This window comes from Flavobacterium movens (assembly GCF_039581425.1).
GTDB classification, from domain to species: Bacteria; Bacteroidota; Bacteroidia; order Flavobacteriales; family Flavobacteriaceae; genus Flavobacterium; species Flavobacterium luteolum.
This window is the reverse complement of the sequence record NZ_JBCPXY010000006.1, coordinates 111,612-137,069: the sequence shown is the minus strand read 5'-3', so window position 1 is coordinate 137,069 and position 25,458 is coordinate 111,612. Positions and strand designations below refer to the sequence as shown.

Here is a 25,458-nt window from a genome sequence, read left to right as displayed (position 1 = left end):
ACAACATACAGACCGTTTTTACCTAATGTTTATAGAATTTCAAGTCAATTAAATCGTTCTGAATTGGTTTTGGATTCCAATTATCATGAATTGCCAACGCAGCTCCCAAAGCACTTGCCTGCGCCATCGAGGCTGCATAAACTTCTACATCTGGAAAAGCTTCTGCCAATAAATTCATGTAAATCGAATTTTTACTGAAACCTCCATCCACAAAAATCTTTTTTACTGGACTGTTATGAATGACCAAATTGGTAGAAAAAACCTGCTGTTCTACCAGATCTAACATTAATTGATGATATGCGGTTTCGTAATTTTTATAGTGTGATAGGTCTCTTTTTTGAAAAGGGCATTCTTTCAGGATATCAAAATTGTATTTTTTTGGATAGAAAATCTGATAATTAAGCGCTCGTAGATTGGCTACAATATTTTTATCAAAATAAACTTCTTTGTAAGTATCAACTGGAACTTTAAAATGTTCTGCCAAGCGTTTGGTCTGCACTTCGTGTTCGTTTCCTGCAAATAAACGGGCTGCTTTTACAGGCTTTTCTGTGTACTGCATATAACACAAGCAGTCGTTTTGCGATTCGTCAAAAGTTAAAGGTTTGTTGTTGAACGGATTTAAAGAAATACTCCAAGTTCCTGTAGACAATAACACAAATGGCTCAGTAAAATTGATTGTATATGGAATAATTGCCGATGAACTATCGTGAAGACCAACTCCAATTGCCAGATTATCACTTGTCATGATCACATCTTTACCAAAATGGATTGGTGGTATTTTATCTGAAATATTTTCTGCTTTCAACCATTTATGGTATTTCATTTTTTTGAAATTCCACAAATTGGTATGACAGCCAATACTTGTAATATCAGCGTATGCTTCATTCGTTAAAAGAAAACTTAAAAACTGCGGCAAATGCAGACAGTATTTTACTTTTTCAAATATTTCGGGCTTCTGTTCTTTTATGCGATAAATCTGCATTCCCGAATTTAAACTGCCCAAAACCGGAGAAGCTGTTTTTACAGCAAACTTTTTTTCTCCTTTGTATTTTTCATAGAAATCAGCTTTTAAATCCTCTGGATAATCTTTTAGATAATTATACAGAGGAGTTAAAACTTTTCCATTTTCGTCTATATAAACAAAACTGGCTCCGTAAGTGCTGAAATTGATGGCTTTTAAAACATACTCTTTAAGCTCTTTTATTTCAGATAATCGTTCTAAAATCCAGTTTTTCAGGACTTCGATATCTTCGCACGGAAATCCATCTTCGTCTGTGGTTTCCTCCAGATTAACAGATTTCTCCCAGACAATTTTATAATTTTCGTTAAATAAAAAAACCTTTTTGTTTGTTTTACCAATATCAAAAATCGCAACTACATTCATTTTTTTAATTGTAAATTGTTAATTATCAATTGTCAATTTATAATTAACAATTAATAATTTATAATTATAATCCCGTTGCCATTGTTTTTAAACCTCTTTCTTCAATCAGATTTTGTCTTACTTGAATCGAACGATATAACGCTACCGGATTTAATGCAGCTCCAGAACGTAAACGAGCTTCTGCTACAAGAGCGCGAACATCTGTACGGAACGCATTTTGAAGAATTTCCTGTGCTTTTACCACGTCATTTTCTTCTTGCGCTTTTTCTAATGCTTTTCTGTCAACAGAAAGTGCTTGCGCATAAGCAATCATAATCGCTTCAACAGACTGCAATAAATCTTCTAACGGATCTTTAATGTTGTGAGAAGCATCGATCATCCAGCCTAAATCTTTGGCGTGATTCATTCCTCTTGCGTCCATTCCTTCCACTAATTCATTAAAAATCAAGAATAATTGGTAAGGTTTTAATGCACCAGCAGTTAAATCGTCATCACCGTATTTTGAATCGTTAAAGTGGAAACCACCTAGTTTGTTTTCCATCAGCAGTAAAGATACAATCTGCTCAATATTAGCATTTGGAAGATGATGTCCTAAATCGACTAAAGTCTGCGCTTTGTCACCTAACTTCTTAACATACGAATAAGACTGCCCCCAATCTGCTACAGTCGTAGAATAAAAGTTAGGCTCAGCACATTTATATTCTAAAAACAATTTCCAGTTTGAAGGCAATGCATCGTAGATTTCCTCTAAACTTTCTAATGTATTTTGATAGGCTTTTCTAAAGTTTAATTGTCCTGGAAAATTAGAACCATCTGCCAACCAAACTGTTAAAGACTCAGATCCTAATTCGATTCCGTGTTTAATAACTTCTATGTTGTGAGCAATTGCCTGTTTACGAACTGCTTTGTTTACGTTTTGTAAAGAACCGTATTTATAAGTATGTTCGGCACTTGCTTGATCTTGAAATGTATTTGAGTTCATCGCGTCAAACTTCAATCCGTGCTGATTTGCCAGTGTTTTGATCGCTTTGTAATCAGTCGGAATATCCCACGGAATGTGAAGAGAAATAGCTCCCGAAGCGTTATTTAATTTATGAAGTAATCCAACGTCTTCGATTTTTTCTTCTAAAGAACGAGGCTCTCCACCTCCAGCAAAACGTCCAAATCTTGTTCCTCCTGTTCCTAAAGCCCAAGATGGAATGGCAATCTGAAAGTCGATTAATTTTTGAATAATCGCTTCCGTATCATTTATTTCTGATGCTGTAAAAACTAATTTATTTTGGTGTTTTTTTAATAAATCTTCGTTATGAGATTCGATGTGGTTTGATCCGATTAACATAGTTATTGATATTTTAATAGAGTTTACAAGATATAACTTTATACGCTGGGAACTCCCGTTTTACTTCACTTTTTTGTTAAGTTTTCTTTGTTAAAGCGAATTGTTATATGCTAAAAAATCTAACGTTCGAAAGAATTCGAACGCTAGACCACAAAAAACCACTTTTGCTTAAACAAACTTATATAAAAAACCTAAACAATCTTTATCTATAAAAGCCCATGGCTACGCCACCGTCTACGTTTAAGGCATTTCCTGTAGATTTACCAAGTAAACCTCCAACAAAAGCATAACAAGCGTTAGCAATATCATCTGGCAATATGATTTCATTTAATAACGTACGTTTTGCATAGTAAGCTGGAAGTTCTTCAACCGTGATTCCGTATGCTTTTGCACGACCTTCTGCCCATCCTCCAGACCAAATGTTTGAATCTGAAATTACAGCATCAGGATTTACTGTATTTACACGAATTTTATCTGCTCCAAGCTCTGCAGCCATTAAACGTGTTAAGTGCGCTTGAGCAGCTTTAGCCGAACCATAACCAGGATTATTTGGACCAGCCACAACAGCGTTTTTAGAAACAATATTTACAATATCACCTCCAAAACCTTGTTTACGCATTACTTCGATTCCGGCTTTAGAAACAATAAATTGTCCTTTAACCAAAATATCATATAATCTATCCCATTCTTCTAAAGTATGTTCTGCGATAGATTTAGAAATACTGATTCCAGCATTATTTACCACAATGTCAACACCACCAAAGGCTAAACACGCTTCGTCTAATGCTTTTTCTGTGCTTACTTCATCAGTAACATTCAATAAAGTGCTAGAAACTGCATCTTTGCCAAATGATTTGATGAACTCAGCAGTTGCACCTTCTAAACGCTCTTCGTTAATATCGTTGATTACCACACAAGCACCTTCTTGAGCGAATTTTTTAGCGATAGCTTTACCAATTCCGCCTGCAGAACCTGTAATTAAAGCTACTCTTCCAGATAATGCTTTTGGTTTAGGCATACGCTGTAATTTAGCTTCTTCTAACAACCAATATTCAATATCAAAAGCTTCTTGGTGTGGCAAAGAAGTATATTCTGAAACTGCTTCGGCACCTTTCATTACGTTTACTGCATTGATATAATATTCAGATGCCAAACGTGCCATTGTTTTATCTTTAGCAAAAGTAAACATACCAACCCCAGGATATAAAATAACCACTGGATTTGGGTCACGCATTGCCGGCGAGTTTGATTTTTTACATGCATTGTAATAGTCTTTGTACATTGCACGGTAAGCCTCAAAAGCAGGAGTTAATTTTGCTTTGATTGCATCAACATCAGATAAATCTTCGTTCGGATCCAATTCTAAAACCAAAGGACTAATTTTAGTTCTCAAGAAGTGATCTGGACAAGATGTTCCTAATGGAGCTAATTTTGCCAAATCATTAGAGTTAATAAATTCCAAAACTCTTGCGTCGTCTGTATAATGACCAATCATCTGACGTTCTGATGAACAGAAACCTCTTAAGATTGGAGCTACTTTTGCTGCTTTCAATTTACGATCTGCTTCTTGAAGACTGTCGATTTTTTTACCTCCAAAAACTGGACGTATTTTTCCGTAATTATCTTCTAGGTAAGAAGCACATTTCTCGATTACTTCCAGCGTATTGATATAACTATCAAAAGCAGTATCTCCCCAAGTAAATAAACCGTGAGAACCTAACATGATTCCGCGTAGTTTTTTACCGTTTTTTTCTGCCTCTTCTAAGCAAGCTCTCAACTGAAGACCAAGATCAAATCCTGGACGCTGCCAGCCTACCCAGCCAATTTCTCCGTTAAATAATTCTTCTGTGATTTTCTTTCCATCTTTCGCAGCAGCGATCGCAATTGCCGCATCTGGGTGCAAGTGATCAATATGTTTGAATGGAAGAAAACCATGTAAAGGCGTATCAATAGAAGGCGCTTTTGAAGCTAAATCGAAAATACAGTGGTTGAATAATTCTACCATTTCATCTTCAAACTCAATACCTCTATAAACATTTTCAAGATTACGAAGTCTGTCCAAATACAAAGCAGCACAACCTGATTTTGTCAACGTTCCAATATCACCGCCAGAACCTTTAATCCACATTACTTCAGAAGATTCTCCTGTAAGAGGATCTTTGTCGGTAATTTTTACAGAAGTGTTTCCACCACCATAGTTGGTCAATCTTAAATCAGCCCCTAACAAGTTAGAACGATAAATAAAAAGCGCTACTTCATCACCTGCTAATGCTGCTGCCTTAGCCTCATCCCAAAGGTAGCTTACATGCTTAAAATTCATATTATTAATTGTGTTTGTATTCGACATATACTATTTTAAATTATTTCTTGTATTTATAATGAATTACCAATTCCTACCAAAACGATTGCAAGCATGATAAGTCCAATTCCCCAGAAAAAAGTTCTCATTGTTTTTTTAGAAACTCCTTTCCATTCTTTCAAATAAAATCCCCAAAAATTTGCTGTCAAAATGATGGTTGCCATATGGAGAATCCATGAACTGGCGCCATTTCCTAATTTGCTTTCGCCCATTCCGTAAAAGAAAAACTGTAAAAACCACATGGTTCCAGCAAGAGCAGAAAACAATACATTTTTGGTTATTGGAGTAGATTTATCAGTATAATTTTTAATTGATTTGTTTTTAAAATTCAAGTAAAGACACCAGATAAAATTGGTTGTTAATCCTCCCCAAAGTAAAACAACATAAGTTACATTGTTCTGAAACAAAGGATTAGCTCCATTTACTACAGCTTGCTCTGCCATAGATTTTCCGGCCTCAATTCCGTAATTAAAGAATGAGCTTAAAATTCCTGAAATCACGGCTACGATCAAACCTTTTACCAGATTGAAGTCTTTGTCTTTATCTTCATGACCAGTTGAAAAATCTTTCTCTTTTAGCATTCCTGCTTTTCCAGAAATAGCAATTCCTATTAGATACACTACAACTCCCAATAAAACGATCTGACCGCCTGTATTAGTAAGCATGTGAGAAAATGAAATCTTACCTTCTGTTGGAACAAAATCATAATAAATTGAAGGAACTAAAGCTCCAAACGCAGAACAGAATCCTAAAGTAATTGAATTCCCTAGAGACATTCCTAAGTAACGAACGCCTAAACCGTATGTTAAGCCACCAATACCCCAGATCAATCCCATTAAAAAAGTAAAAGATTTTATAGATGGAGATGCAGCCACAATAATTTCAGTAAAATTTGGAATCGTTAAGTATGCTGCAATTGGCGGAACAATCAGCCAAGAGAAAAATCCTCCCACCAGCCAATAGCTTTCCCAAGCCCAATCTTTCACTTTTTTAAAAGGCATATAAAAACTACCTGAAGAAAATCCTCCGATAGAGTGAAAAATGATTCCTAATAATGATTCCATATTATTGTTTTTGGTTTAGGTAAGGTTTGTTAGTAATTTGGTTTTGTAAAATAAGAGAATGTCAAAAAGAAAACTGTCCTGTACTATCCTTTACGGATTTCATATTTTTTGTTAAAACTAAGGATAATTAGAAATAAGCACTTCTAATTATTGGGTAAATAAATTTAAAATGGCTATTTTAGCAATCGATTTCGCAATTATTAATTCCGCATTTGGGTTAAAATTTAAAAATCATAAAAAAAAGATTACAAGCCTTGCTAAATTCTCTTTTTTGATAAGCAAAATGATTTTGCGTGATAGATTTATCTTCAAAGAAGAGATTTTTTTTAAAACCGTAGAATTAAAATGGGTTTCGCTGAAATACGAGACGTACTTCCAACAATGAACATGATTAAACTTATTAAAATAGATGAAGATTCAAGAGTTCCGAAATACAAACAGATTGTAGATTCTATTCTTCAGAACATAGCCAACGGAAATTTAAAAATAAATCAAAAAATTCCCTCTATTAATAGTTTCAGTGAAGAATTTTATATGTCTCGTGATACTGTTGAGAAAGCTTATAATATTTTAAAAGAAAGAAAAATCATTTCTTCCATTAGAGGAAAAGGTTACTATATTACCCGAACAAAATTGGAATCTAAAGTCAATATTTTGTTTTTGACTAATAAATTGAGTTCCTATAAAATGAAAACTTATAGCTCTTTTATTGATACTTTAGGGGCAAATGCACATGTTGACCTTCAAATTTACCACTGCGATGAGACTTTATTCTTGAATATCTTAGATAAGTTTGAAGGTGCTTACGATTATTATGTTATTACAACGCACTTTAAAACAGATGAATTAAAACATTTGAGCTTTACTGATGAGGTTGTAAGTGCCATTAAAAAAATCCCACAAGAAAAACTGGTGGTTTTAGATAATATAAAATTAGGAACAGGTAACGATGTCATTAAAATTTATCAGGATTTTGAAAATGATATTTATAATGCCTTAAAAGAAGGCCTTTCTAAAATATCAAAATACAAGCGTTTAATTCTAGTATATCCTGATAAAGCGGTTTATCCTTATCCGAGAAGAATTTTGCATGGTTTCAGAAAATTTTGTGTGGAACACGAAATCAATTTTGAAATCCTGAGTGAGGTTTATGATGATATGATTCTTAAAAAAGGAGATTTGTTTATTACAATCGAAGAATCCGATTTGGTAAATTTAGTGAAACAGATTCGTGATGAAGAGTTTGTTTTAGGAAAAGATATTGGTGTCATTTCATACAACGATACACCTTTAAAAGATTTACTTGGCATTACTGTAATGTCAACCGATTTTAACGTAATGGGAGAAACCGCAGCGAGGATGATCTTGAATAAAGAAAAAGGCCAGGTAAAAGTACCTTTTAATTTTATTGATCGAAATTCTATTTAGAGTTGCAAAGTAACAAAGGTTTCTTCTCTTTGTCTTAAACTCTACTTTTTTTAAGCAAAAAAAACCTCGTCACTTGACGAGGTTTTTAGTTGTATTATTTTTTTGATTCTTCGATAGAAACTTTTCTAAACTCTTTTAAAAGTTTTTCAATTTCCAAAGTCGATTTACGTGCTCTTGGTCCAGCAGCTTTAATTCCTTTTTCAGTCAAAGATTCAGCTTCAGCTTTGAATGTTTCAATTTCGGCGTTGATTTTTACTAATAAATCTTTCATGCTTATATATTGTTAAATTAAGTCACAAAAATAAAAGTTTGTGTGATAGTTACAACAATTTTGCTGTTAAATTTAATGCAGTTTTTCATTCATTTTCTTCACAATAAATTGACCTTAGCTTTTCATAAAACACCAATAAACACAACAAACTAACAATCAATCACTTATTTCAATTGCATCTCCATTATTGTCATTCTAATGCTTTCTATAAAGTATGCTATGCAAACAATTTTAATCTTAAAATAGGATCAAAAACAATTCTATTTGTTAATTTTTTTGTGGAGAAACTCCCTTAAAAAGGAAAAAATTACTCGATTAGAGTCTTATTTAAGGTAGACATTCTTTGAAATAAGCCTATATATGATGCTTTTATCTATCTTAATTTTTGATGATTCCATAATTAAGTTTTCAAATCTAAAATTGCTTAATCGCACATTCGGATCTTTTTCTACTCCATAAAAACTAGTGTATTTAATATCAATATTTCTAACCATTAACCAAAGCAGGATAAACATCCAGCTTTTGTTGCGAAAAAGTGAAGCTCAACCCTCCCAAAAAAGCCAAAACAATAACAAATTTTCTTATCTGTATAGAGGGTCTATCGTTTCAAAATTATTTTAATTCAACTTTTACTTTTGCAGAAAGTTGTTTGGCTAAATTTGTTACATAATTTGTAAAAAAAGCCGAATCATTAAAGCCTTTATCTGCACTCAATTCCCAAGCTGCAATAGCATAATAGCTGATTTCTTTATTGTTTTCAACTTTTAGTTTTGCCAAATAAGAATCTGTTAGCTGCCCTGTTTTTGGAGCTTCAATATAACCTTGGTAAATTTTTGCCGGAACTAAAATAGCTGTTCCTAAAATCCATTGACGTTCGTAAGTCAGATAATCATGCTGAATTAAACAAACCCAATCTCCCGCTTCAATAACCTGAAGCGGTTTTTTATTGTTTAAATTAGAAATTGCGGCCAAAAAAGTTTCATTTCCTTTAATGCCGTTTATAGAAACGGTATTTTTATAGCCATACATTCCAGGCCAGATCGAAGTCGTTTCTTGCACCTGATACAAATTTCCAGAAGCATTCCAATTTTGGTAGTGATAGCTCAAAACAGAATTTACAGGCCCTTCTGTCACAATTTTAAAAGTGGTCTTTTCTACATTATTGATGGTGTCATTTCCTAAAATTCCAAGCCTGTTTATTTTATTATCAATTAGCAAGGCATAACCACCTAATCCTACAGAATTTCCAACAGGAAAAATATCTCTTCCCCAATCGTACATTACATGATAATTATCTTCAACCGCACCTTTACTATTTATTCCAACATTCTCTGGAGTTATTCCTGGAAGTTTTTTTCCGAAAACATCTTTCGAATTTCTTCCGTCCAAATAATGTCTAAAACCGACTTTGTCATTTTCCCAAGTTGGTCCATCCGTCTGGTATTTTTGATAGCCTAATTTTTTATGAACCTGATCTGCCATTAAAACTTCTTGCGTATCTGGATGAACCGGAAGATTTTTTCCTTCTCTTTTTCCAAAACGAACACTCGTTTTAATGATAAACTTCGGATCTGTTTCTGACCATTTTAATAAAATATCTTTTTTCTCGCCAGGTAAAAAATCAGCCGTAAAGAAAAGTTCATCCCATTTTCCATCGCCGTTAAGGTCATTGATCTGCGCTGGAATGGTATCGTTTTTATAAATCAAAATCGGATAAGTTCCTTTTATAGCACTTTCTCCAACATAATCTCTTTTAATAGAAATTGATTTTTGGGTCAATGCCATCGAGCTCTCGTTTTTTAAAATAATCGTCTTTTCTGATATATTTTGAGAGACTTTACAGCTTGTCAGTAAGACTGTAGTTAAAGCAAATGGAAGATAAAATAATACTCTTTTTTTCATTTTTTCTTATTCTTTATTTTTTCAGAACAATTTAAGCGTTTTAATTGTTACAATAACACTTAAAATAAAAAACTTTGTTTTAAGAATTTTCAGAAATAAAAAAGCAGGATAATGAATAACATTTATCCTGCTTTAAAAGCATCATTTTTAGCCAAAATATGCTTAAGAAAAAAATAAAAAAATCACATTAAAAAATACATGGCTTTGTAGTAATCGTGAAACTTTTTCTGAGAAATCTTTTTGTATAAAGAAGTTTTTTTAATTGTTTTAGAACCCAATTTATTGTCAAAAAATGTTTTTAGCTCCTTTAAGATTTCAGTTCTCGTCTTAGATTCATCAAACAAAATAAAGTTATTTGCTCCTTCTAAAAATGATAAACTTCTATAAAAATGTAAATTACATAAGCAAACCAAAATATTAGATTCTTTTTTCTCTTTTGACAAAAAATGAAGCAATTCGTTATGATTGTGTATTACAAAAACAATACGGTCAAATTCATTGGTTGCTGGTTCGTCAAAAAAAGAACCTTCAATAAAATCAAAATCTTCTTTAAATCTTCTTTTAAACATTTTTAAGAAAACACCTTTGCTATCTAGCACTAAAACTTTTTCATTCTCCATCATTCCAATTTTTAATACATACAAACATAAATCAGCAAACAATAAATAAACACCCTAATAAGACAAAAAAAAGATAGTATAGGGCATTTTTAAACTTTTATGATATGAGTAACATTATTCTCAACAAAAGCTAACAACTCCTCCATTTTTCTACAATCATAATCTTTTCTAGAAATTGTAATGATATAATTATTCTGCCCTTTTATATATAGGAACAAAAAATTCTTAGTCAAGATAGCCTTCTCTATTGCTGTCCATTTATGGGTTAACTGTCCTAAAGGGAACCTAATACATAATTGAGAATCTGTAAATATAAATTTATACCTATTGTTCAATTTTCGAAATTTGACGAATCTTTTTGCTAGTTGAAAAGCCATTTTTGAAATAGCATCAATAAATGAGTTTTCAATTACGACAAAAAACACAATTATCGCTAAACTTCTTATCAGCCAAAGAAAAAAATCAGCCTCAAGATTAATATGAGAGAAATCAAAAAAAATTACAAATAATAAAACCAATATTGAGATAAAAACAATACGGTCTTTAAACAAATGTTCAAAATACATTTTGTTCAGTTTTCTTATCTCAGAAAGGTGCAATTGAAACTCTAAAGAAAAATTTGAAGGATTCATAATATTCATTTCGGATTTTATCTAATCACCAAAATTACCTTTAAAATCTCTCTGTATAACAACCCTTTAAGTTTTATAACTATCAAAATAAGACTTAAATTTTTGTTTTATTTTTTTTTCGACATAAAAACAAAAAACAAAGTTTTTTATATAAAAAATCAATATTACAGAAAGCTTGTAAAAGACAAAAAAATAACAAAATACGACATAAAAACAAAGCGTATTTATTTTGTTTTCAAATAGTTAACAACAAGCATAGTTTTGTTTTGAGGTTAAAATTATTTATTTACTTTTGAAATTAATCTAAAATTATTACAAATAATTTCCTACAATGAATCTATACTCAACAGAAGAAGATTTACGAGAAAAAATAAAAGAAATTACCTGTCTTTACGATATTTCAAAAACTATATCGAAAACAAATTCTATAAATATTCAGACGCTATATGATATCATTATAAGCACAAAAAATGCATGGCGTTATAGCACAGATAGTATTGTGGAACTTCACATTAAAGATTATCACCTATCAACATCTGAACAGATAGAACCAGCCATTTTTCAATCTAGCGTCATAATAGTAAATAAAACAAATTACGGTTATATTAAGGTTTACTATCCTTCAAAAAAATATATTTTGGATGACTTCAGCGAAGATGAGCAACAGCTTCTAGATACAATTGCGCTAGAAATCGGGAATTACATTGACAAGTATCAAACTTTAGAAGAAAAAGCAGCTTTAAAAGCAACTATTGAGCGTATGGAACGTCTTTCTTTAGTTGGCGAAATGACGGCAGGAATTGCGCACGAACTGAACACACCACTTGGCAATATTTTAGGTTTTGCTGAACTTATAAAAGAAAAAAATTCGGATCCAAAAATTAGTACTGATCTTTCTATTATTATTAATTCGGTAATATATTCGCGCGAAATCGTTAAAAAACTAATGTTCTTTTCTTGTGAAATGCCACAAAAACTAGAATTGCAAGAACTTAAGCCTATCATAGTTTTTGCCTTAACTTTTCTAAAATCCAATTTTCAAAAAAAGGCCATAAAGCATGAATTAATTTTCAAAAATGACTCTATAATGGCCACAATAGATTCAGTTCAAATTACCCAAGTACTATTTAATCTACTAATAAATGCAATTTATGCTTCGCCTGAAAAAAGTACTATTAAAACAATAGTAGATAATGACGAAACCAACTTGTATTTGAAAATTGAGGATAATGGAACAGGAGTTCCTGATTCTATAAAAGAAAAAATATTTGAACCTTTTTTTTCAAGCAAGCCACTCAATTATGGATGCGGACTTGGTTTGAGTGTCGTTCATAGCATAATTCAAAATCACAATGGCGAAATTACACTTCAAAACAATTTCCCATGCGGGTCAATTTTTAGCATTCAAATTCCTGTTATGCTGCCGGCCACATACTCCATGCCTGCAGGCAGAGACAGCGAGAATTTTGCACCGCTGAGTGCCGCAGCATTATTGTTGACAATGTCTACCTTGTAAGTACCAGGGGCTCCGCCCTGACTGAGACTTACTGGCTGATAAGAGGTTGGTGCATTTATCTGCACTTGAGCAAATGCCCCTCCTCCTATTACAAACAACAATAACAACAAAATGAATGTAATTTTTGTTTTCATAAATCACTTTTTTAATTAAAACAACCTATATAAATACTGCTAAATCAGTTTTTTACTATTTGCAGCGGTACTGTATGGGCTATTTTTAATTGCTTGTTTTTTTTAATAAAATTTGATACTTGAAAAATTGTGGCGCAAAATTCATCCTATTTTGAATTTCATTTTACCAGTAAAAGATTTTAGAATAACAGTTTAAGACCGATTTATTATGAAATGTGGAGTGTGAGATGTGAAATGTGGAGTGTGAAATGTGAGATGTGTGATGTGAAATGTGGGGTGTGAGATGTGAGATGTGAAATGTGAGATATGAAATGTGGAGTGTGAAATGTGAGATGTGTGATGTGAAATGTGTGATGTGAAATGTGAGATGTGTGATGTGAAATGTGGGGTGTGAAATGTGAGATGTGGGGTGCGAGATGTCAATTATCAATTGTGAATTGTCAATTATAAAAGGCTGTTTGTTTTGGTTTTGGTTTAAAAGGCATATAAAAAAAAGGAGAAAATTAAAAATTTTCTCCTTTGCGTATGGCATGTAAAAAATGCAAAGAGTAATCAAAGAATTTCACAACGAGATTACTATTTACTATTACAAATGTCTTATTTCAAAAATACTTTTATAGCTCGTAAAAGTTTTTAAAATTATATTTTAAGACAGAATTAATTGTGAATTGTGAATTGTGAATTGTGAATTGTCAATTATGAATTGTCAATTATGAATTGTTAGCGCGCATAATTCTCTTATCAGCCCTATTCTTATTTTTAAAGGTTGTTTTCCCGTTATAGTTTAATTCCGTTTTTAAGATTTTTTAACGAAGCATCTTTTGAAAGCTTAATTTGATTAATTACAATTTCAGCGATTTTATTTGCTCCTAATGATGAAAGGTGCGTATCGTCGGCCTTATCTTTATCATAAAAGGCATTTTCTCCCGCTTTGAAATGAAGATGAAGCTGTTTTGATTTTTCTGGTCCATAAGACTGCTCCAATAATTCGGTATAATATTCCAAATCTATAAAAGGCACATTGTACTCTTGTGCAACCAATCGGGTTTCTAAAGGATAATCGCCATGTGTTGGCACTAAAACTCCTTTTTCGTTAAAATTACGTCTACTAATAGAAGTTAATAATATCGGAATAGCGCCTTTTTCTCTGCTTTCTTTTACAAAACGAATCAGGTTGTATCTGTAGGCCGTATGTGGATTGGTATAGCGCGACGAATCTTCTATTTTTTCGTCATTATGTCCGAATTCTATAAAGACATAATCACCTTTTTTAAGTTTGTTGTAAACAGAATCCCAGCGTTTTTCATTGATGAAGCTTCTGGTGCTTCGTCCGTTTACGGCTTTATTGATTACGGTTACGTTTTCTTTGAAAAAAGGTTGCAATACTTGAGCCCATCCATGTTCTGGATTTTTTTCGGGGTCTTTTTTATTAGCCATTGTAGAATCTCCTATGCAATATAGGGATGTTTTTTGTGCGAAACTTACTGTGGTGATAAGGAATGCTAGGATGATATATTTTTTCATTTTCTTTTATTTTTGTTTTTTACTGCGAAGTTTTTTTCTACCGCAAAGTGCACAAAGGTTTAATAAAGAAGGTAAAGAGACAAAGCTTTGTGCCTTATTTGGCAAAGCACATAAAGAATAAAAACTTTGCTCCCGATAGCTATCGGGATTGCGCTTTCTTTATGTGCTTTGCGTCAAAATTAACTGCAAAGTAGACGCACTGCGGTGCGTCTCTACAAAAAACCTTTGAACCTTTGTTGCTCAGAACCTTTGAACCTTTGTAAAAACCTAATGCTTTGAAACTGCTGTAGGCACTGTTGCTTTTTTACCTATAAACACATCTGTCATCAAGACGTTTTCTGCATTTTCGTTTGACAGGGCGTTTTTCGCTTCTTTGATTTCTATGTTTTTTAATGATATATTCTTGATTTTCTTGTCTGCAAATCCCTGAATTACGATTCCAGATTCGGATGCTTTGTTACAGGTGATATTGGAGAAATATACATTCGATATATCTGACTGATACCCTTTTCCTTCTCCATGATAATTTGCCGTAATATAAAGACAATCTTCTACTTGGTCTAACTGAATATTATTAACAAATATATTTTTAATATAACCACCGCGATCGGCATTGGTTTTTAGATAAATGCCACGTTTTAAATAACCTGCCGTTTTACAATTTTCTACAAAGACATTCTGAACGCCTGCCGACATTTCGCTGCCGATTACGACGCCATGAAGTCCTTTAAAATTGCAATTACGTATCACGATATTTTCGCTTGGGGTTGCTGTATTGGCTCTCCCTTCGTGATCTCTTCCTGCTTTTATGGCTACATTATCGTCTCCATTATCAAAAGTAACATTTTCTATTAAAACGTCTTTTGCGTATTCGGGATCGATTCCGTCATTGTTATGATTTAGCGATTTATAGCTTATTCCTCGAATGGTTATGCTTTGCGATTTTAATAAATGTAGGCACCAAAAAGGCGAATTTTCTATTCGAATATTTTCTACCAAAATGTTCTTGCAGTTTAAAAACTGAATCATCTGCGGTCTTAAGAAATAACCTTCTCCAAATTTTCTTTCTTCGATTGGAGTGCTATTATGATTCATTTCGCGGCTACGGTTTTTGCCCTCGTTTTCTTTTGCTTTAAAGGTTTTCCATGTTTTTCCTCCTTCTCCATCAATAGTTCCTTCGCCAGAAATAGCAATATTGGTACAGTTATTAGCATAAATAAGCGGACTGTAATTGTAAAGCATCGTGCCTTCCCAGCTTGTTAAAACCATCGGGAGATAATCTTTCGGATTGTCGCTGAATTTTATTTTGGCTCCTTTTTCTATCTTCAAATTGACATTGCTCACAAAATGAATTGGTCCGTTTATTTTATAGATTCCCTTTGGTACAATAATAGTTCCGCCATTGTTCTTCTTGCACAATGCCATTGCTTTGTCAAAGGCCTTTTTATTATCGGCAATAGAATCGCCTTTTGCTCCCAGTTTTAAAATATTTATCTGATAAGCAGGTACTGTCGGAAGCTGAATATTGTTTACAATAGCATCTACTTTTGCCGATGGAAAATCTCCGTTTTGTGCAAAACATGTACTGGTGATGAGTATTAAGAGAAGATATTTTAGATTCATTTTTTTATATTGAATTTGTAATCGTTTTTTTTACCGCAAAGTGCGCTAAGGTTACGCAAAGTTCGCAAAGGTTTAATATTTAAGGAGACAAAGAAACAAAGCTTTGTGCCCTTTTGATGTAGAACATAACGAAAATAAAGAAAAAACTTAGTGGACTTTGTGTAACCTTCGCGTACTTTGCGGTAAATTAACCGCTGTAAACTGAGACTGTGACTGAGACTGTAAACTTAGACTGCGACTGAACACTAAAAATACCACGCTCCAACTTTATCTTTAAGAATATTTTCTATAACATACTGCCCTGCTTCTTTCTTGGAAAGCTGATGCGACCACTTTACTCTTTTTACAGGCTGAAATCCTTCGCCAGTGCAATTGTATTCGGCATAAAAAGCTTTTTTTTCTGCTTCTGGTTTAGACCAGTTTTCCCAGCCTTCAGGTTTAATCTGGCTTCCCATTTCGCAGTTTATAAAAACCGTTTTGGCATAAATACGCCACGGTCTTCCTAAATAAACGTCTTTTGCATCTTGATTTGCTGTGAGTTTGCAGTTTTTAAAAACGAATCCGAAAGGAGTTCCTTCTGGAGTTGAAGCTGCTGTGATATACGAACTTTTAATACTGTGGATAGTACAGTTTTCGAATAAAGCAGTTGCACCTCCAAAAATAAAATCGGTTGTTCCTTCTATGTAACAGTCTTTAAAATATTGTTTGGCCTCTTTTCCAGATAGATATAATGTATCCTGATTTCCTAGAAGATTACAGTTCACTATTTTGGCACGATTTGCTGTAACTGACAACGCAATAGCTTGTCCGCGTTCTCCTGAAGTATTTTTAATGGTTAAGTTTGATGCCGAAAAATCGTCTCCCTCAACCAAAAGCGTATAGGTATAAAAGGTACTGTTTCTTCCGAGTCCGATTTTCGAAAAATTATCATCAAAAGTTATAATCGTATTTTCTTTGCTTTCTCCTTGTAAAACGACATTAGTATTCCATTCTGGAATTCGGACTTTCTCGTTGTATGTCCCGTTTTTTACGAATATCGTCACTTTCTCATACGGAAAGGCTGGAGTTGCGTAAACGGCATCTTGAATTTTGGTGTAATCTCCAGAACCGTCTTGTGCTACAGTAATGTAATTGACATTTTTCTTTTCGGCAGCACCTACTTTAGTTCCATTTTTAACAGCCCAATCTGGAAATTTTTTCAAAACTTCCTGCGGTGCATCTGAATACCAAGAGTAGCCATTTCTTCTTTCTGATCCAATTTGATCTAATGATTTTTTCTTGATTCCGTCACGATCACAAAAGAAAGGTTCATTGGTTTCCAAATCTATAAATCTCGCCCAGATTGGTTTGGCATTTGCTGTTGGAATCATTTTTTTATCTACAATTTTTCCAGCATCATTTAAAACTCTTTTTTCTTCTAAATTGGTGATTTTTGTTTTTTCAAACCAAGCCACAGCACTTTTTACAGCAGTAACTATTTCTGGAGAAGGTTTGTCTAAAGACATTAAAAGCAATACAATTTTGGCCGATTCGTAACCGCTTAGCGATGCTAATTCAAAAGCTCTTGCATTTGCAGGTGCCAGCGTAACTTCGTCATGCTGTGCACACCATGCGGTTAAAACTCCGTTTTGTTTGTATTGTGTTTTTAAAATACAGTCGATTCCTTTATCAAAAGCTTTTTTACATTTTTCCACAACCTCTTTTGATGGTTTAATGCTGTAATAATCCGATTCGTCTGCTACGGCTTTTATGACATTCATAATATTAACCATAGAATCGTCATTGTATGTAATATGGGTATAATAGCCTTTTTTTAACGGATAAAACTGTGGCCATCCTCCATTTGCATATTGAGCTTCTAACAGATAATTTAATCCTTTTAAGAAAGATTCTTGGTAACGCTCGTCTTTAACCTGCGCGTACATTCTTGACATAAAAAGCATTTCCTGACAAGTTGCTCCGTTGTCTGTAGTGGTTTCTACCGCTGTTTTCTTTAGAGCAATTAAATCATTTTTCTGCTTCTCGGTCAATTCATCTTGCATCTGAATATTCTTTGGCCAACCACCAATGTCTCTTTGGTAGAGCAATACATTTTCGGCTATTCTTTTGGCATCTGCGGTCGCAAACCAAGAGGCATCATTCTTACGAATAATATCAGGCCATCTTTTGTAGGTGTTCTGAGCATTTACAGCAAAACTGCAAAGGCATAAAAAAAGTATTAGTTGTTTTTTAAAATGCATCATTTCCTTCTTATTTCGTTACTCTAAACCAATCTACTTCAACATTTCCAGAATCATTTTTCACTTCTTCGCCTAAGGCAAAAAGTCCCACTTTGGCACCAATCCATCTTCCTTCTCTTGATTTGAAATCATTTCCGATAGTCTGATAATTTTTATCATCTAAGCTGTAAAAGAAACTGCACATTCCATTTTTCTTAATTTGAACTCTCAGATAAATGGTATTGTTTTCTATTAAAATTGATTTTGTTCCCGTTTCTGAAACCGTTTTGTCAAAAGTTCCAGTTTTTTGGTTCAAGTATAGTTTTCCATCGACATTTTTAAAGCATAGAAAACTGTAATCTAATCCCATTACAATCAAACCTGTTGATTCGCCTTTTAATCTTGAATTAAAAGTCAGTTTTGCTGTAGCTGTAAACTCTTCTGCTGGAAATTTTTGTAATAACAAATTGGGTGCATTGAAGATGTTCGAAGTACTAGTATTACAAAAAAGATTCAGATACCCTAAACTAGTCGGGAATCCGAAATTAGTTTGTCTGTTGGCTTGCCACTGCCATTGTAATCCTAATTTAGGTTCGTTAAACTCATCTGAAGTTGCCGGAACTTCTATTGGATATTTTTTACCAACATTTGGCTTTCTATAGGTAGTTACAGGCTCACCAATTCCATTTTTATCAAAATCCTCCCCCATAACTGGCCAATCGTTTACCCATTTCATTGGCTGAAGATGAACAATGCGTCCGTAAGCACCTTTATCCTGAAAATGGAAAAACCAGTCTTCTCCTGTCTGAGTGGTAACCCAAGCGCCTTGATGCGGACCATTTATTGTGGTCGAACCTTGTTCTAGAACCTTTTTCTTTTCATAAGGTCCAAAAACATTTTTCGATCTTAAAACAGTCTGCCATCCTGTTGGAACGCCACCAGCTGGAGCAAAAATGTAATAATATCCATTTCGTTTGTAAAATTTAGGCCCTTCAATAGTCTCTTCATCCTTGTGCCCGTCAATAACCATTACTTCATCATTGTTTACGACGGTTCCCTCTGGATTCATGGTACACACTACTAGCAAGCTTTTAATCTGCGCACGACTTCCTGCAAAGGCATGAGTCAGATAAGCTTTGCCATCTGTATCCCAAAGCGGACTCGGATCAATCAATCCTTTTCCTGCTTTTACCAAAAGCGGTTCAGACCAAGGGCCTTCTGCTTTCTTAGCTTTAATCATATAGATTCCGAAATCGGGATCTGGATAGTAAATGTAAAATTCGTTTTTATGAAAAGTAATGCTTGGCGCCCACACTCCATTTCCGTGCTGTACGCTATCGTACGTTTCAAACGGTGGCTGTTTTGCCAAAGCATGTCCAATAATTTTCCAGTTTACCAAATCTTTTGAATGTAAAATCGGTAATCCTGGAATACAGTTAAATGAAGAAGCTGTCATATAATAATCATCGCCTACGCGAACAACATCTGGATCTGAATAATCGGCATGAATAATCGGATTTGTGTAAGTTCCGTCTCCGTTATCTGGCGTCCAGACTTGTGCTATATTCTTTTGAAAAGAAATAATGCAGAAGAGGAATAGGATGATTTTTATGTTTTTCATTTTTAACTACACTTTTTATTTAAACCCGACAGGTTTTGAAAACCTGTCGGGTTTGTAACTTGCTTATTCTTTGATGAGTTACTTTGAGATGCTTCGACTTCGCTCAGCAAAACAAACATTACAATTGATAATTAACAATTGATAATTATCAATTGTCAATTATCAATTATCATTGTATTTATCTATTCAATTCAATAGCTGCCAAAATAAAAGGCCCTGTTGCTTTAGGATCGTTGTCTTTTTTTCTTTCGTTTACGTAATATTCGTAAGAACCGTCACGGTAAGGAGTTCCTCCTAAACCTGCAACTTGACAGCAGTTTGTTAAAGTGATTCCACCATCTTCGTCTACTTTTTTGATTAAAACTGTAGTCAATCCGTCAAAAGCTTTGTTGGCTGCTTTTTTAAATTTAGCTGGTAAATATCCTTTGTTTGCCCCTTTTGCAAAAGCATATGAAAACATTGCAGAACCAGAAGCTTCTAAATAATTATCTTTTTCACCGCCTTTATCTGTAACTTGATACCACAAACCTGATTTACTATCCTGAAATTTAAGTATCGCTTCAGAAGCATTGTTTAAATATTTAATCAATTCTTTTCTTTTTGGATGGTCTTTTGGCATATAATCTAAAACATCAACCAAAGCCATTACATACCAGCCCAAAGATCTAGACCAAAAGTTTGGAGAGTTTCCAGTCTCTTTATTTGCCCACGGCATTTGTTTGCTTTCGTCCCAACCGTGATACAATAATCCAGTTTTTGGATCTGTTGCTTTAAGCTGAATTACTTCAAACTGTTTTGCAATATCATCAAAGCTTTTTCCGTTCTCAAATCTAGCTGTGTATTCTGCGTAGAATGGTTCGCCCATGTATAAACCGTCTAACCACATTTGGTTTGGATAGATTTGTTTATGCCAGAATCCGCCGCTTTGAGTTCTTGGCTGTTCTGTAAGCTGTTTGCGAATTAATTGCAATGCTTTTAAATATTTATCTTCTTTTGAATAATCATAAACATTAAAAAGCAAACGTCCAGGCAATACTAAATCAATATTGTATTTATCGAATTCGTACGTATTAATACTTCCGTCAGCTTGAACTAAATTATCTACATAACCTCTGATGTAAGCTTTATATCTAGGATCAGGATTTTTTTTGTATAGTTCTTCGATTGAATGCAATACTAAAGCGTGAACATAATCCCATTTAGGTTTTTTAGCATCATCAATCATGTATGCTTCTGGATGGCGTTTCATCAATGTCAAGGCCATTTTATCAGACCATTTCGCATTCTTTCCAATCACAATCTCTTTTGCTGGTTCTTGCGATGTTACTTTACAACTTGTAATGGTCATGAAACAAGCCATCAAAATCGACATGAAATAACTTTGCTTTCTACTATTTTTCATTTCAAAATATATTTAAATTCTACTATTTTTCTAATTCAACTGCAGCTAAAATAAAAGGCCCTAATCCATGCGAATTATCCACTTTTATTTTTTCGCCTATATAATATTCATAAGAACCATCCCGATAAGGATTTCCTCCTAACCCTGCACTAGCGCAAACTTGAGTAATATGTATTTCTCCGTCTGGATCTACTGTAACCAATTTTTCTGTAATTCCGTCAAATCCTTTTTCTGCTAACTTTTTATAGCTTTTTGGCAAATACCCCTTTTTTACTCCTTTTGCAAATGCATAAACAAACATTTCAGAACCTGATGCTTCAAGGTAATTTCCTTTTCTATTTCCAGCATCTGTAACTTGATACCATAATCCTGATTTATCTTGATATTTTGCAACAGCTTTCGAAACCTCATTTAAATACTGGATAAGTTCTTTTCTTTTAGGGTTTTCTTTTGGCATAAAATCTAAAACATCAACCAAAGCCATCATGTACCAGCCTATAGATCGAGACCAAAAATTGGGTGAGGTTCCTGTTTCTTTATTCGCCCAATCCATTTTTTTACTTTCATCCCAAGCATGAAAAAGAAGACCCGTTTTTTGGTCTAAAGTATGCAGGTGAATCTGCTCAAACTGTTTTACAATATCATCGAAGCTTTTTCCTTGCTCAAATTCAGCTGTATATTGTGCATAAAATGGAGTTCCCATATACAATCCATCCAACCACATTTGATTTGGGTAAATCTTTTTATGCCAAAATCCTCCCGAATTTGTTCTCGGATGCGTTTCCAATTGTTTTCTTAAAAGCTGTAGCGCTTTACTATAACGGTCTTCTTTGGTTTGCTTATAAATTTCAAAAAGTCCTTTGCCAGCATTTATATAATCAATATTGTAATCTTCTAATTTATAATTTAGAATATCACCAGAACTGTTTATTACTGTTTCGTAATACTCTTTAACATAATTGAGATAAATCGGATTCTGTGTTTTATTGTACAGATTCTCAAAAGCAGTCATCATAAGCCCTAGCTTATAATCCCATTTTGGTTTTTCATTATTATCAATTTGCCAAGCTTTTGGGTCACGCTTCATAATAGAAAGAGCCATTCTCTCAGACCACTTCAAGTCTTTAGAAATAACAATTGTCGTTTCTTGAGCTTTTGCATTCATAAATGAAAACAGCAAGCCAATAACCATGAGTGGTAAACCAAAATATTTTTTCTTTCTATCCATTAAAAACATTTATTTATCCAATTCGATTGCGCTTAATAAAAAAGCACCCAATCCTATTGCACCATTTTCTTTTGTTTTGGAAGACAAATAATAGTTGTTTGTTCCGTCGCGAAATGGTTTTCCGCCCAAACCTACATTTGATGAAACATTCAATACATTCACTTCTCCCTTTTTATCTACTTTCACAAATTCTTTTACAAAACTGTCAAATGATTTTTTAGCTGTTGTTTTGTAGCTTGAAGCTAAATATCCTTTATTGGCTCCTTTTGCAAATGCATAAATAATCATTCCAGAAGCAGAAGATTCTACGTAATTTCCGTATAAGTCTGGTTTATCTGCTACTTGATACCATAACCCATTTTCGCTTTTGTACTGATTTACATTTTTTGCAATCTGATTCAAGTACTCCACCAAAACTTTATATTTTGGATGCGATTTTGGGAAATAATCTAATGTTTCCACCAATGCAACCATATACCAGCCAATTCCTCTGCCCCAAATAGTTGGCGAAGTTCCTGTTTGTTTATCTGCCCACGCGATTTCTTTACTTTCGTCCCAAGCTTGGTACACCAAACCTGTTTTTTTGTCTACAATATGTTTTTGAATGAGTTCGAATTGTTTTGCGATATCATCTAAACTTTTTCCTTTTTCATATTTAACCGTAAACTGTGCATAAAAAGGTTCTGCCATATACAAACCGTCAATCCACATTTGGTTTGGGTAAATCTGTTTGTGCCAAAATCCTCCACTAGGTGTTCTCGGCTGACTTTCTAACTGATTTCTTAAATTCCCGATAATCTGCAGATAGCGCGAATCTTTTGTAACATCGTATAAATTAAACAGTAGTTTTCCCGGATTCAGACAATCGATATTGTATTCTTTAATATCGTATTTTTTGATATTTCCAGTACTGTCAATCATTCCATCAACATATTCTTTAATATAATTGAGGTATTTTTTATTGTTTGTTTTCTGGTATAGTTTTTCAAAACCAGACAATACAAAACCCATTTTATAATCCCATTTTGGTTTTTCGTTTCCGTCAAGCTGCCAAGCATTCGGATATTTATTTAAAATAGAAAGAGCGGTTCGTTCTGACCATTTTAAATCGTACGGAATTGCATTGTCTGATGCCTCTGTCTGATTTTGCGCAATTGCAAAAACACTAAAAAGCAGAAATAACAATAGGGCTGTTTTTTGATACTTCATATTTATATTTTTTTTAGCCACTCCTGATAGCTATCGGGAGTGGCAAAAAACAATTTACATTTTTCCTTTTTTATTCAGTACTTCCAATTGTTTGTCTAAATACTGAACAAACTCTTCTTTAGTTTTAATTCCGTTTACTTCTTGTTCCCAAGCGCCTAAAAGGTAAAAAGTCACCGCTTTTGTTGTTGGCTTAAAAACTAAAAGATAATCTAAGTCTGTATCTTCAATATTTTCGATAGTACTAATTTCATAAAAAATTGCCATTCCTAGCTTATCTGGAACCAAAGATTGTTCTCCGTAAGTTGCTAAATATGCCCATTTTTTATTTTTGCTATCTTTTTTAAGCAATTCAGCTGTTTTTGTTTTTACAATTCCAGTACAAATTCCTTTGATTGCTTGCGAAGCTTTTATGGTATGTTGAGTATAAAGCTGATCTGGTTTAATTGTCAATTCTGACACAAAATCGATTTTATCTGAAGCTGTTTTCCATCCATAATAATTCACTTTTACTGTAGATTCATTCGACTTATTAGCCACTGTCGCAATTGTTGAATCTACTTCACGGAAGTGTAATTTTTCTTTGTTTAAATAACGGTCTATAGAACCGATTCCGATTCCTTTTCCTGCTTTTAAAATATCGGCTCCCCAATCGCTCATTTCATGATAAGAATCAAAACCGTCCTGCCCTACTTTTGGCAAAATATTTTCTGACGTCTTTTTTCCAAAAATATCAATAGCATTTCTCCAGTCTAAGTATAAACGATATCCAATTCTATTGTTTTCCCATCCTGGACCTTCGTAACGAATATCAAAAGAATGGTCGGTATGTTCTGGAGCCAGCTTTAATCTGTCCACATTTTTAAACACAGTACCTCCTTTATATTTCCTTCCTTCCCATTTTCCGTCTGTTTTTGCAGATATTTCGGCATACGTTTTATTGGTTTTGATATCATATTTCTGCGCATTTATGGCTGTTATACCTGCGAAAAATAAAACTGCTGTGGTGATTTTTGCTTTCATTTGTATTCTAAATTATTTAAAAATTGTATCTAAAAATCGTACGCTGTACGAGATTGTCTGTGTAAACCAGGGGTCATAAAACCAAAATGAATGAGGCGAATCTGGAATAGTCTGCACTTCATTATAGATTTTATATTTATTCAAAATCTGGATCATATCGTCTCTTCCTGCATGAAATCTCGGTATACTGCTGCAGATATATAATACCGGTGGTGTATTTTTGTCTGTATGACTCAATGCAGATGCGTTCTTCCAATTCTCAGGAATCTCATCTGATTTTCCTCCTAGCCAAAATGCTGCCATATCTCCCTCTGACGATTCAGGATGTTTAAATGCCAAAACACCGTCTACATCAATTATCGCATTGACTTTTGACGATGCTCTGCTTTTAAAATTTTTATCTTCAAAAAGCGGGTCATTATTTGTTGTACCAATCAAAGCTGCCATCTGACCTCCCGAAGAACAGCCTAAAACCGCAATTTTGTTTGGATCTACATTAAATTTCACCGCATTGTCTTTTATAAATTTTATCGCATTCTTGACATCAATAACCCCATCAGGATATTTTGCTTCCAATGATAATCTGTATTCAATCGCAAAACACGAATAACCTTTTGCTGCAATTTCTTTTCCGATAAACTGCATTTGATTTTTATTTCCCGATCTCCACCCTCCGCCATGAATCATAACTACAGCAGGATTTTTTTTCTTTTTAGTATTGATAAAAGCATCAAAATGTAAAACACGATTTTGCTCTTTATTGTAAACTAAATCAAATGTTTCCTTAACATCTGGATTTGCTTTTATTTCTGGAATAGTAATAAATGGATACTTCTTAATTAATTTAGCATAAGTGCTTTTAATCGTATACGACGTGTCTACCTTGTATTGCTGGCTTTGCATTACAATTACATTAAAAAACAACACTAAGATTAATTTAAATTTTCGCATTTCTAATCTTTA

19 protein-coding genes are annotated in these 25,458 nt (G+C 33.5%); 2 read left to right on the top strand and 17 right to left on the bottom strand.

Going from position 1 to position 25,458, the window contains the following annotated elements; genetic code table 11:
* Positions 1-22: 22 nt before the first annotated feature.
* The 4 genes from AAYQ05_RS12715 to rhaT all read right to left on the bottom strand — a co-directional run bounded on the left by AAYQ05_RS12715 (position 23) and on the right by rhaT (position 6,146).
* Complete coding sequence (locus AAYQ05_RS12715; protein WP_343543786.1) at positions 23-1,384, bottom strand: FGGY-family carbohydrate kinase; 1,362 nt, start codon at positions 1,382-1,384, stop codon at positions 23-25.
* Between the two features lie 64 nt (positions 1,385-1,448).
* Positions 1,449-2,723 carry a sugar isomerase gene (locus AAYQ05_RS12710; protein WP_111377104.1) on the bottom strand — a complete coding sequence of 425 codons (1,275 nt, stop codon included), beginning with the start codon at positions 2,721-2,723 and terminating at the stop codon, positions 1,449-1,451.
* A 202-nt stretch (positions 2,724-2,925) separates the two neighbouring features.
* Positions 2,926-5,070 carry a bifunctional aldolase/short-chain dehydrogenase gene (locus tag AAYQ05_RS12705; RefSeq protein WP_343543784.1) on the bottom strand — a complete coding sequence of 715 codons (2,145 nt, stop codon included), beginning with the start codon at positions 5,068-5,070 and terminating at the stop codon, positions 2,926-2,928.
* A gap of 26 nt (positions 5,071-5,096) precedes the next feature.
* The gene (gene rhaT / locus AAYQ05_RS12700; protein WP_343543783.1) at positions 5,097-6,146 is read right to left on the bottom strand and encodes an L-rhamnose/proton symporter RhaT; all 1,050 of its coding nucleotides are present in this window, start codon (positions 6,144-6,146) and stop codon (positions 5,097-5,099) included.
* Positions 6,147-6,533: 387 nt separating this feature from the next.
* Between rhaT and AAYQ05_RS12695 the strand changes: the two genes are divergently transcribed.
* The gene (locus tag AAYQ05_RS12695; RefSeq protein WP_343543994.1) at positions 6,534-7,574 is read left to right on the top strand and encodes a GntR family transcriptional regulator; all 1,041 of its coding nucleotides are present in this window, start codon (positions 6,534-6,536) and stop codon (positions 7,572-7,574) included.
* 94 nt (positions 7,575-7,668) lie between these two features.
* Here AAYQ05_RS12695 and AAYQ05_RS12690 read toward each other — a convergent pair whose 3' ends face one another.
* The 4 genes from AAYQ05_RS12690 to AAYQ05_RS12675 form a co-directional block, all read right to left on the bottom strand.
* Positions 7,669-7,845, bottom strand: a complete 177-nt coding sequence (locus AAYQ05_RS12690) for a BF3379 family histone-like protein (protein WP_008467640.1) — start codon at positions 7,843-7,845, stop codon at positions 7,669-7,671.
* A 612-nt stretch (positions 7,846-8,457) separates the two neighbouring features.
* Positions 8,458-9,747, bottom strand: a complete 1,290-nt coding sequence (locus AAYQ05_RS12685) for a DUF4861 domain-containing protein (RefSeq protein ID WP_343543777.1) — start codon at positions 9,745-9,747, stop codon at positions 8,458-8,460.
* Between the two features lie 182 nt (positions 9,748-9,929).
* On the bottom strand, positions 9,930-10,367 hold the full coding sequence (locus AAYQ05_RS12680) for a hypothetical protein (protein ID WP_343543775.1): 438 nt from the start codon (positions 10,365-10,367) through the stop codon (positions 9,930-9,932).
* Between the two features lie 89 nt (positions 10,368-10,456).
* Entirely contained in the window at positions 10,457-10,999 is a 543-nt protein-coding gene (locus AAYQ05_RS12675) for a hypothetical protein (protein WP_343543773.1), read from the bottom strand.
* A gap of 331 nt (positions 11,000-11,330) precedes the next feature.
* Between AAYQ05_RS12675 and AAYQ05_RS12670 the strand changes: the two genes are divergently transcribed.
* Positions 11,331-12,515: a sensor histidine kinase gene (locus tag AAYQ05_RS12670; protein WP_343543771.1), complete on the top strand. Its 1,185-nt coding sequence runs from the start codon at positions 11,331-11,333 to the stop codon at positions 12,513-12,515.
* 911 nt (positions 12,516-13,426) lie between these two features.
* Here the strand turns inward: AAYQ05_RS12670 and AAYQ05_RS12665 are convergent.
* From AAYQ05_RS12665 to AAYQ05_RS12625, 9 genes are all read right to left on the bottom strand, one after another.
* Positions 13,427-14,173: a rhamnogalacturonan acetylesterase gene (locus AAYQ05_RS12665; RefSeq protein WP_343543770.1), complete on the bottom strand. Its 747-nt coding sequence runs from the start codon at positions 14,171-14,173 to the stop codon at positions 13,427-13,429.
* Between the two features lie 267 nt (positions 14,174-14,440).
* Positions 14,441-15,796, bottom strand: a complete 1,356-nt coding sequence (locus AAYQ05_RS12660; protein ID WP_343543769.1) for a glycoside hydrolase family 28 protein — start codon at positions 15,794-15,796, stop codon at positions 14,441-14,443.
* 245 nt (positions 15,797-16,041) lie between these two features.
* Positions 16,042-18,039 (bottom strand): pectate lyase, encoded by a 1,998-nt coding sequence (gene pelA, locus AAYQ05_RS12655; protein ID WP_343543767.1) that lies wholly within the window; start codon positions 18,037-18,039, stop codon positions 16,042-16,044.
* Positions 18,040-18,046: 7 nt separating this feature from the next.
* Positions 18,047-19,636 carry a glycoside hydrolase family 43 protein gene (locus AAYQ05_RS12650; protein WP_343543765.1) on the bottom strand — a complete coding sequence of 530 codons (1,590 nt, stop codon included), beginning with the start codon at positions 19,634-19,636 and terminating at the stop codon, positions 18,047-18,049.
* A gap of 178 nt (positions 19,637-19,814) precedes the next feature.
* The gene (locus AAYQ05_RS12645; RefSeq protein ID WP_343543763.1) at positions 19,815-21,038 is read right to left on the bottom strand and encodes a glycoside hydrolase family 88/105 protein; all 1,224 of its coding nucleotides are present in this window, start codon (positions 21,036-21,038) and stop codon (positions 19,815-19,817) included.
* Between the two features lie 22 nt (positions 21,039-21,060).
* Positions 21,061-22,266: a glycoside hydrolase family 88/105 protein gene (locus AAYQ05_RS12640; RefSeq protein ID WP_445709714.1), complete on the bottom strand. Its 1,206-nt coding sequence runs from the start codon at positions 22,264-22,266 to the stop codon at positions 21,061-21,063.
* Between the two features lie 9 nt (positions 22,267-22,275).
* Entirely contained in the window at positions 22,276-23,475 is a 1,200-nt protein-coding gene (locus AAYQ05_RS12635) for a glycoside hydrolase family 88/105 protein (RefSeq protein ID WP_343543761.1), read from the bottom strand.
* Positions 23,476-23,529: 54 nt separating this feature from the next.
* Positions 23,530-24,495: a DUF4861 family protein gene (locus AAYQ05_RS12630; RefSeq protein ID WP_281633044.1), complete on the bottom strand. Its 966-nt coding sequence runs from the start codon at positions 24,493-24,495 to the stop codon at positions 23,530-23,532.
* A gap of 12 nt (positions 24,496-24,507) precedes the next feature.
* Entirely contained in the window at positions 24,508-25,446 is a 939-nt protein-coding gene (locus AAYQ05_RS12625; protein ID WP_343543760.1) for an alpha/beta hydrolase fold domain-containing protein, read from the bottom strand.
* Positions 25,447-25,458 lie beyond the last annotated feature (12 nt).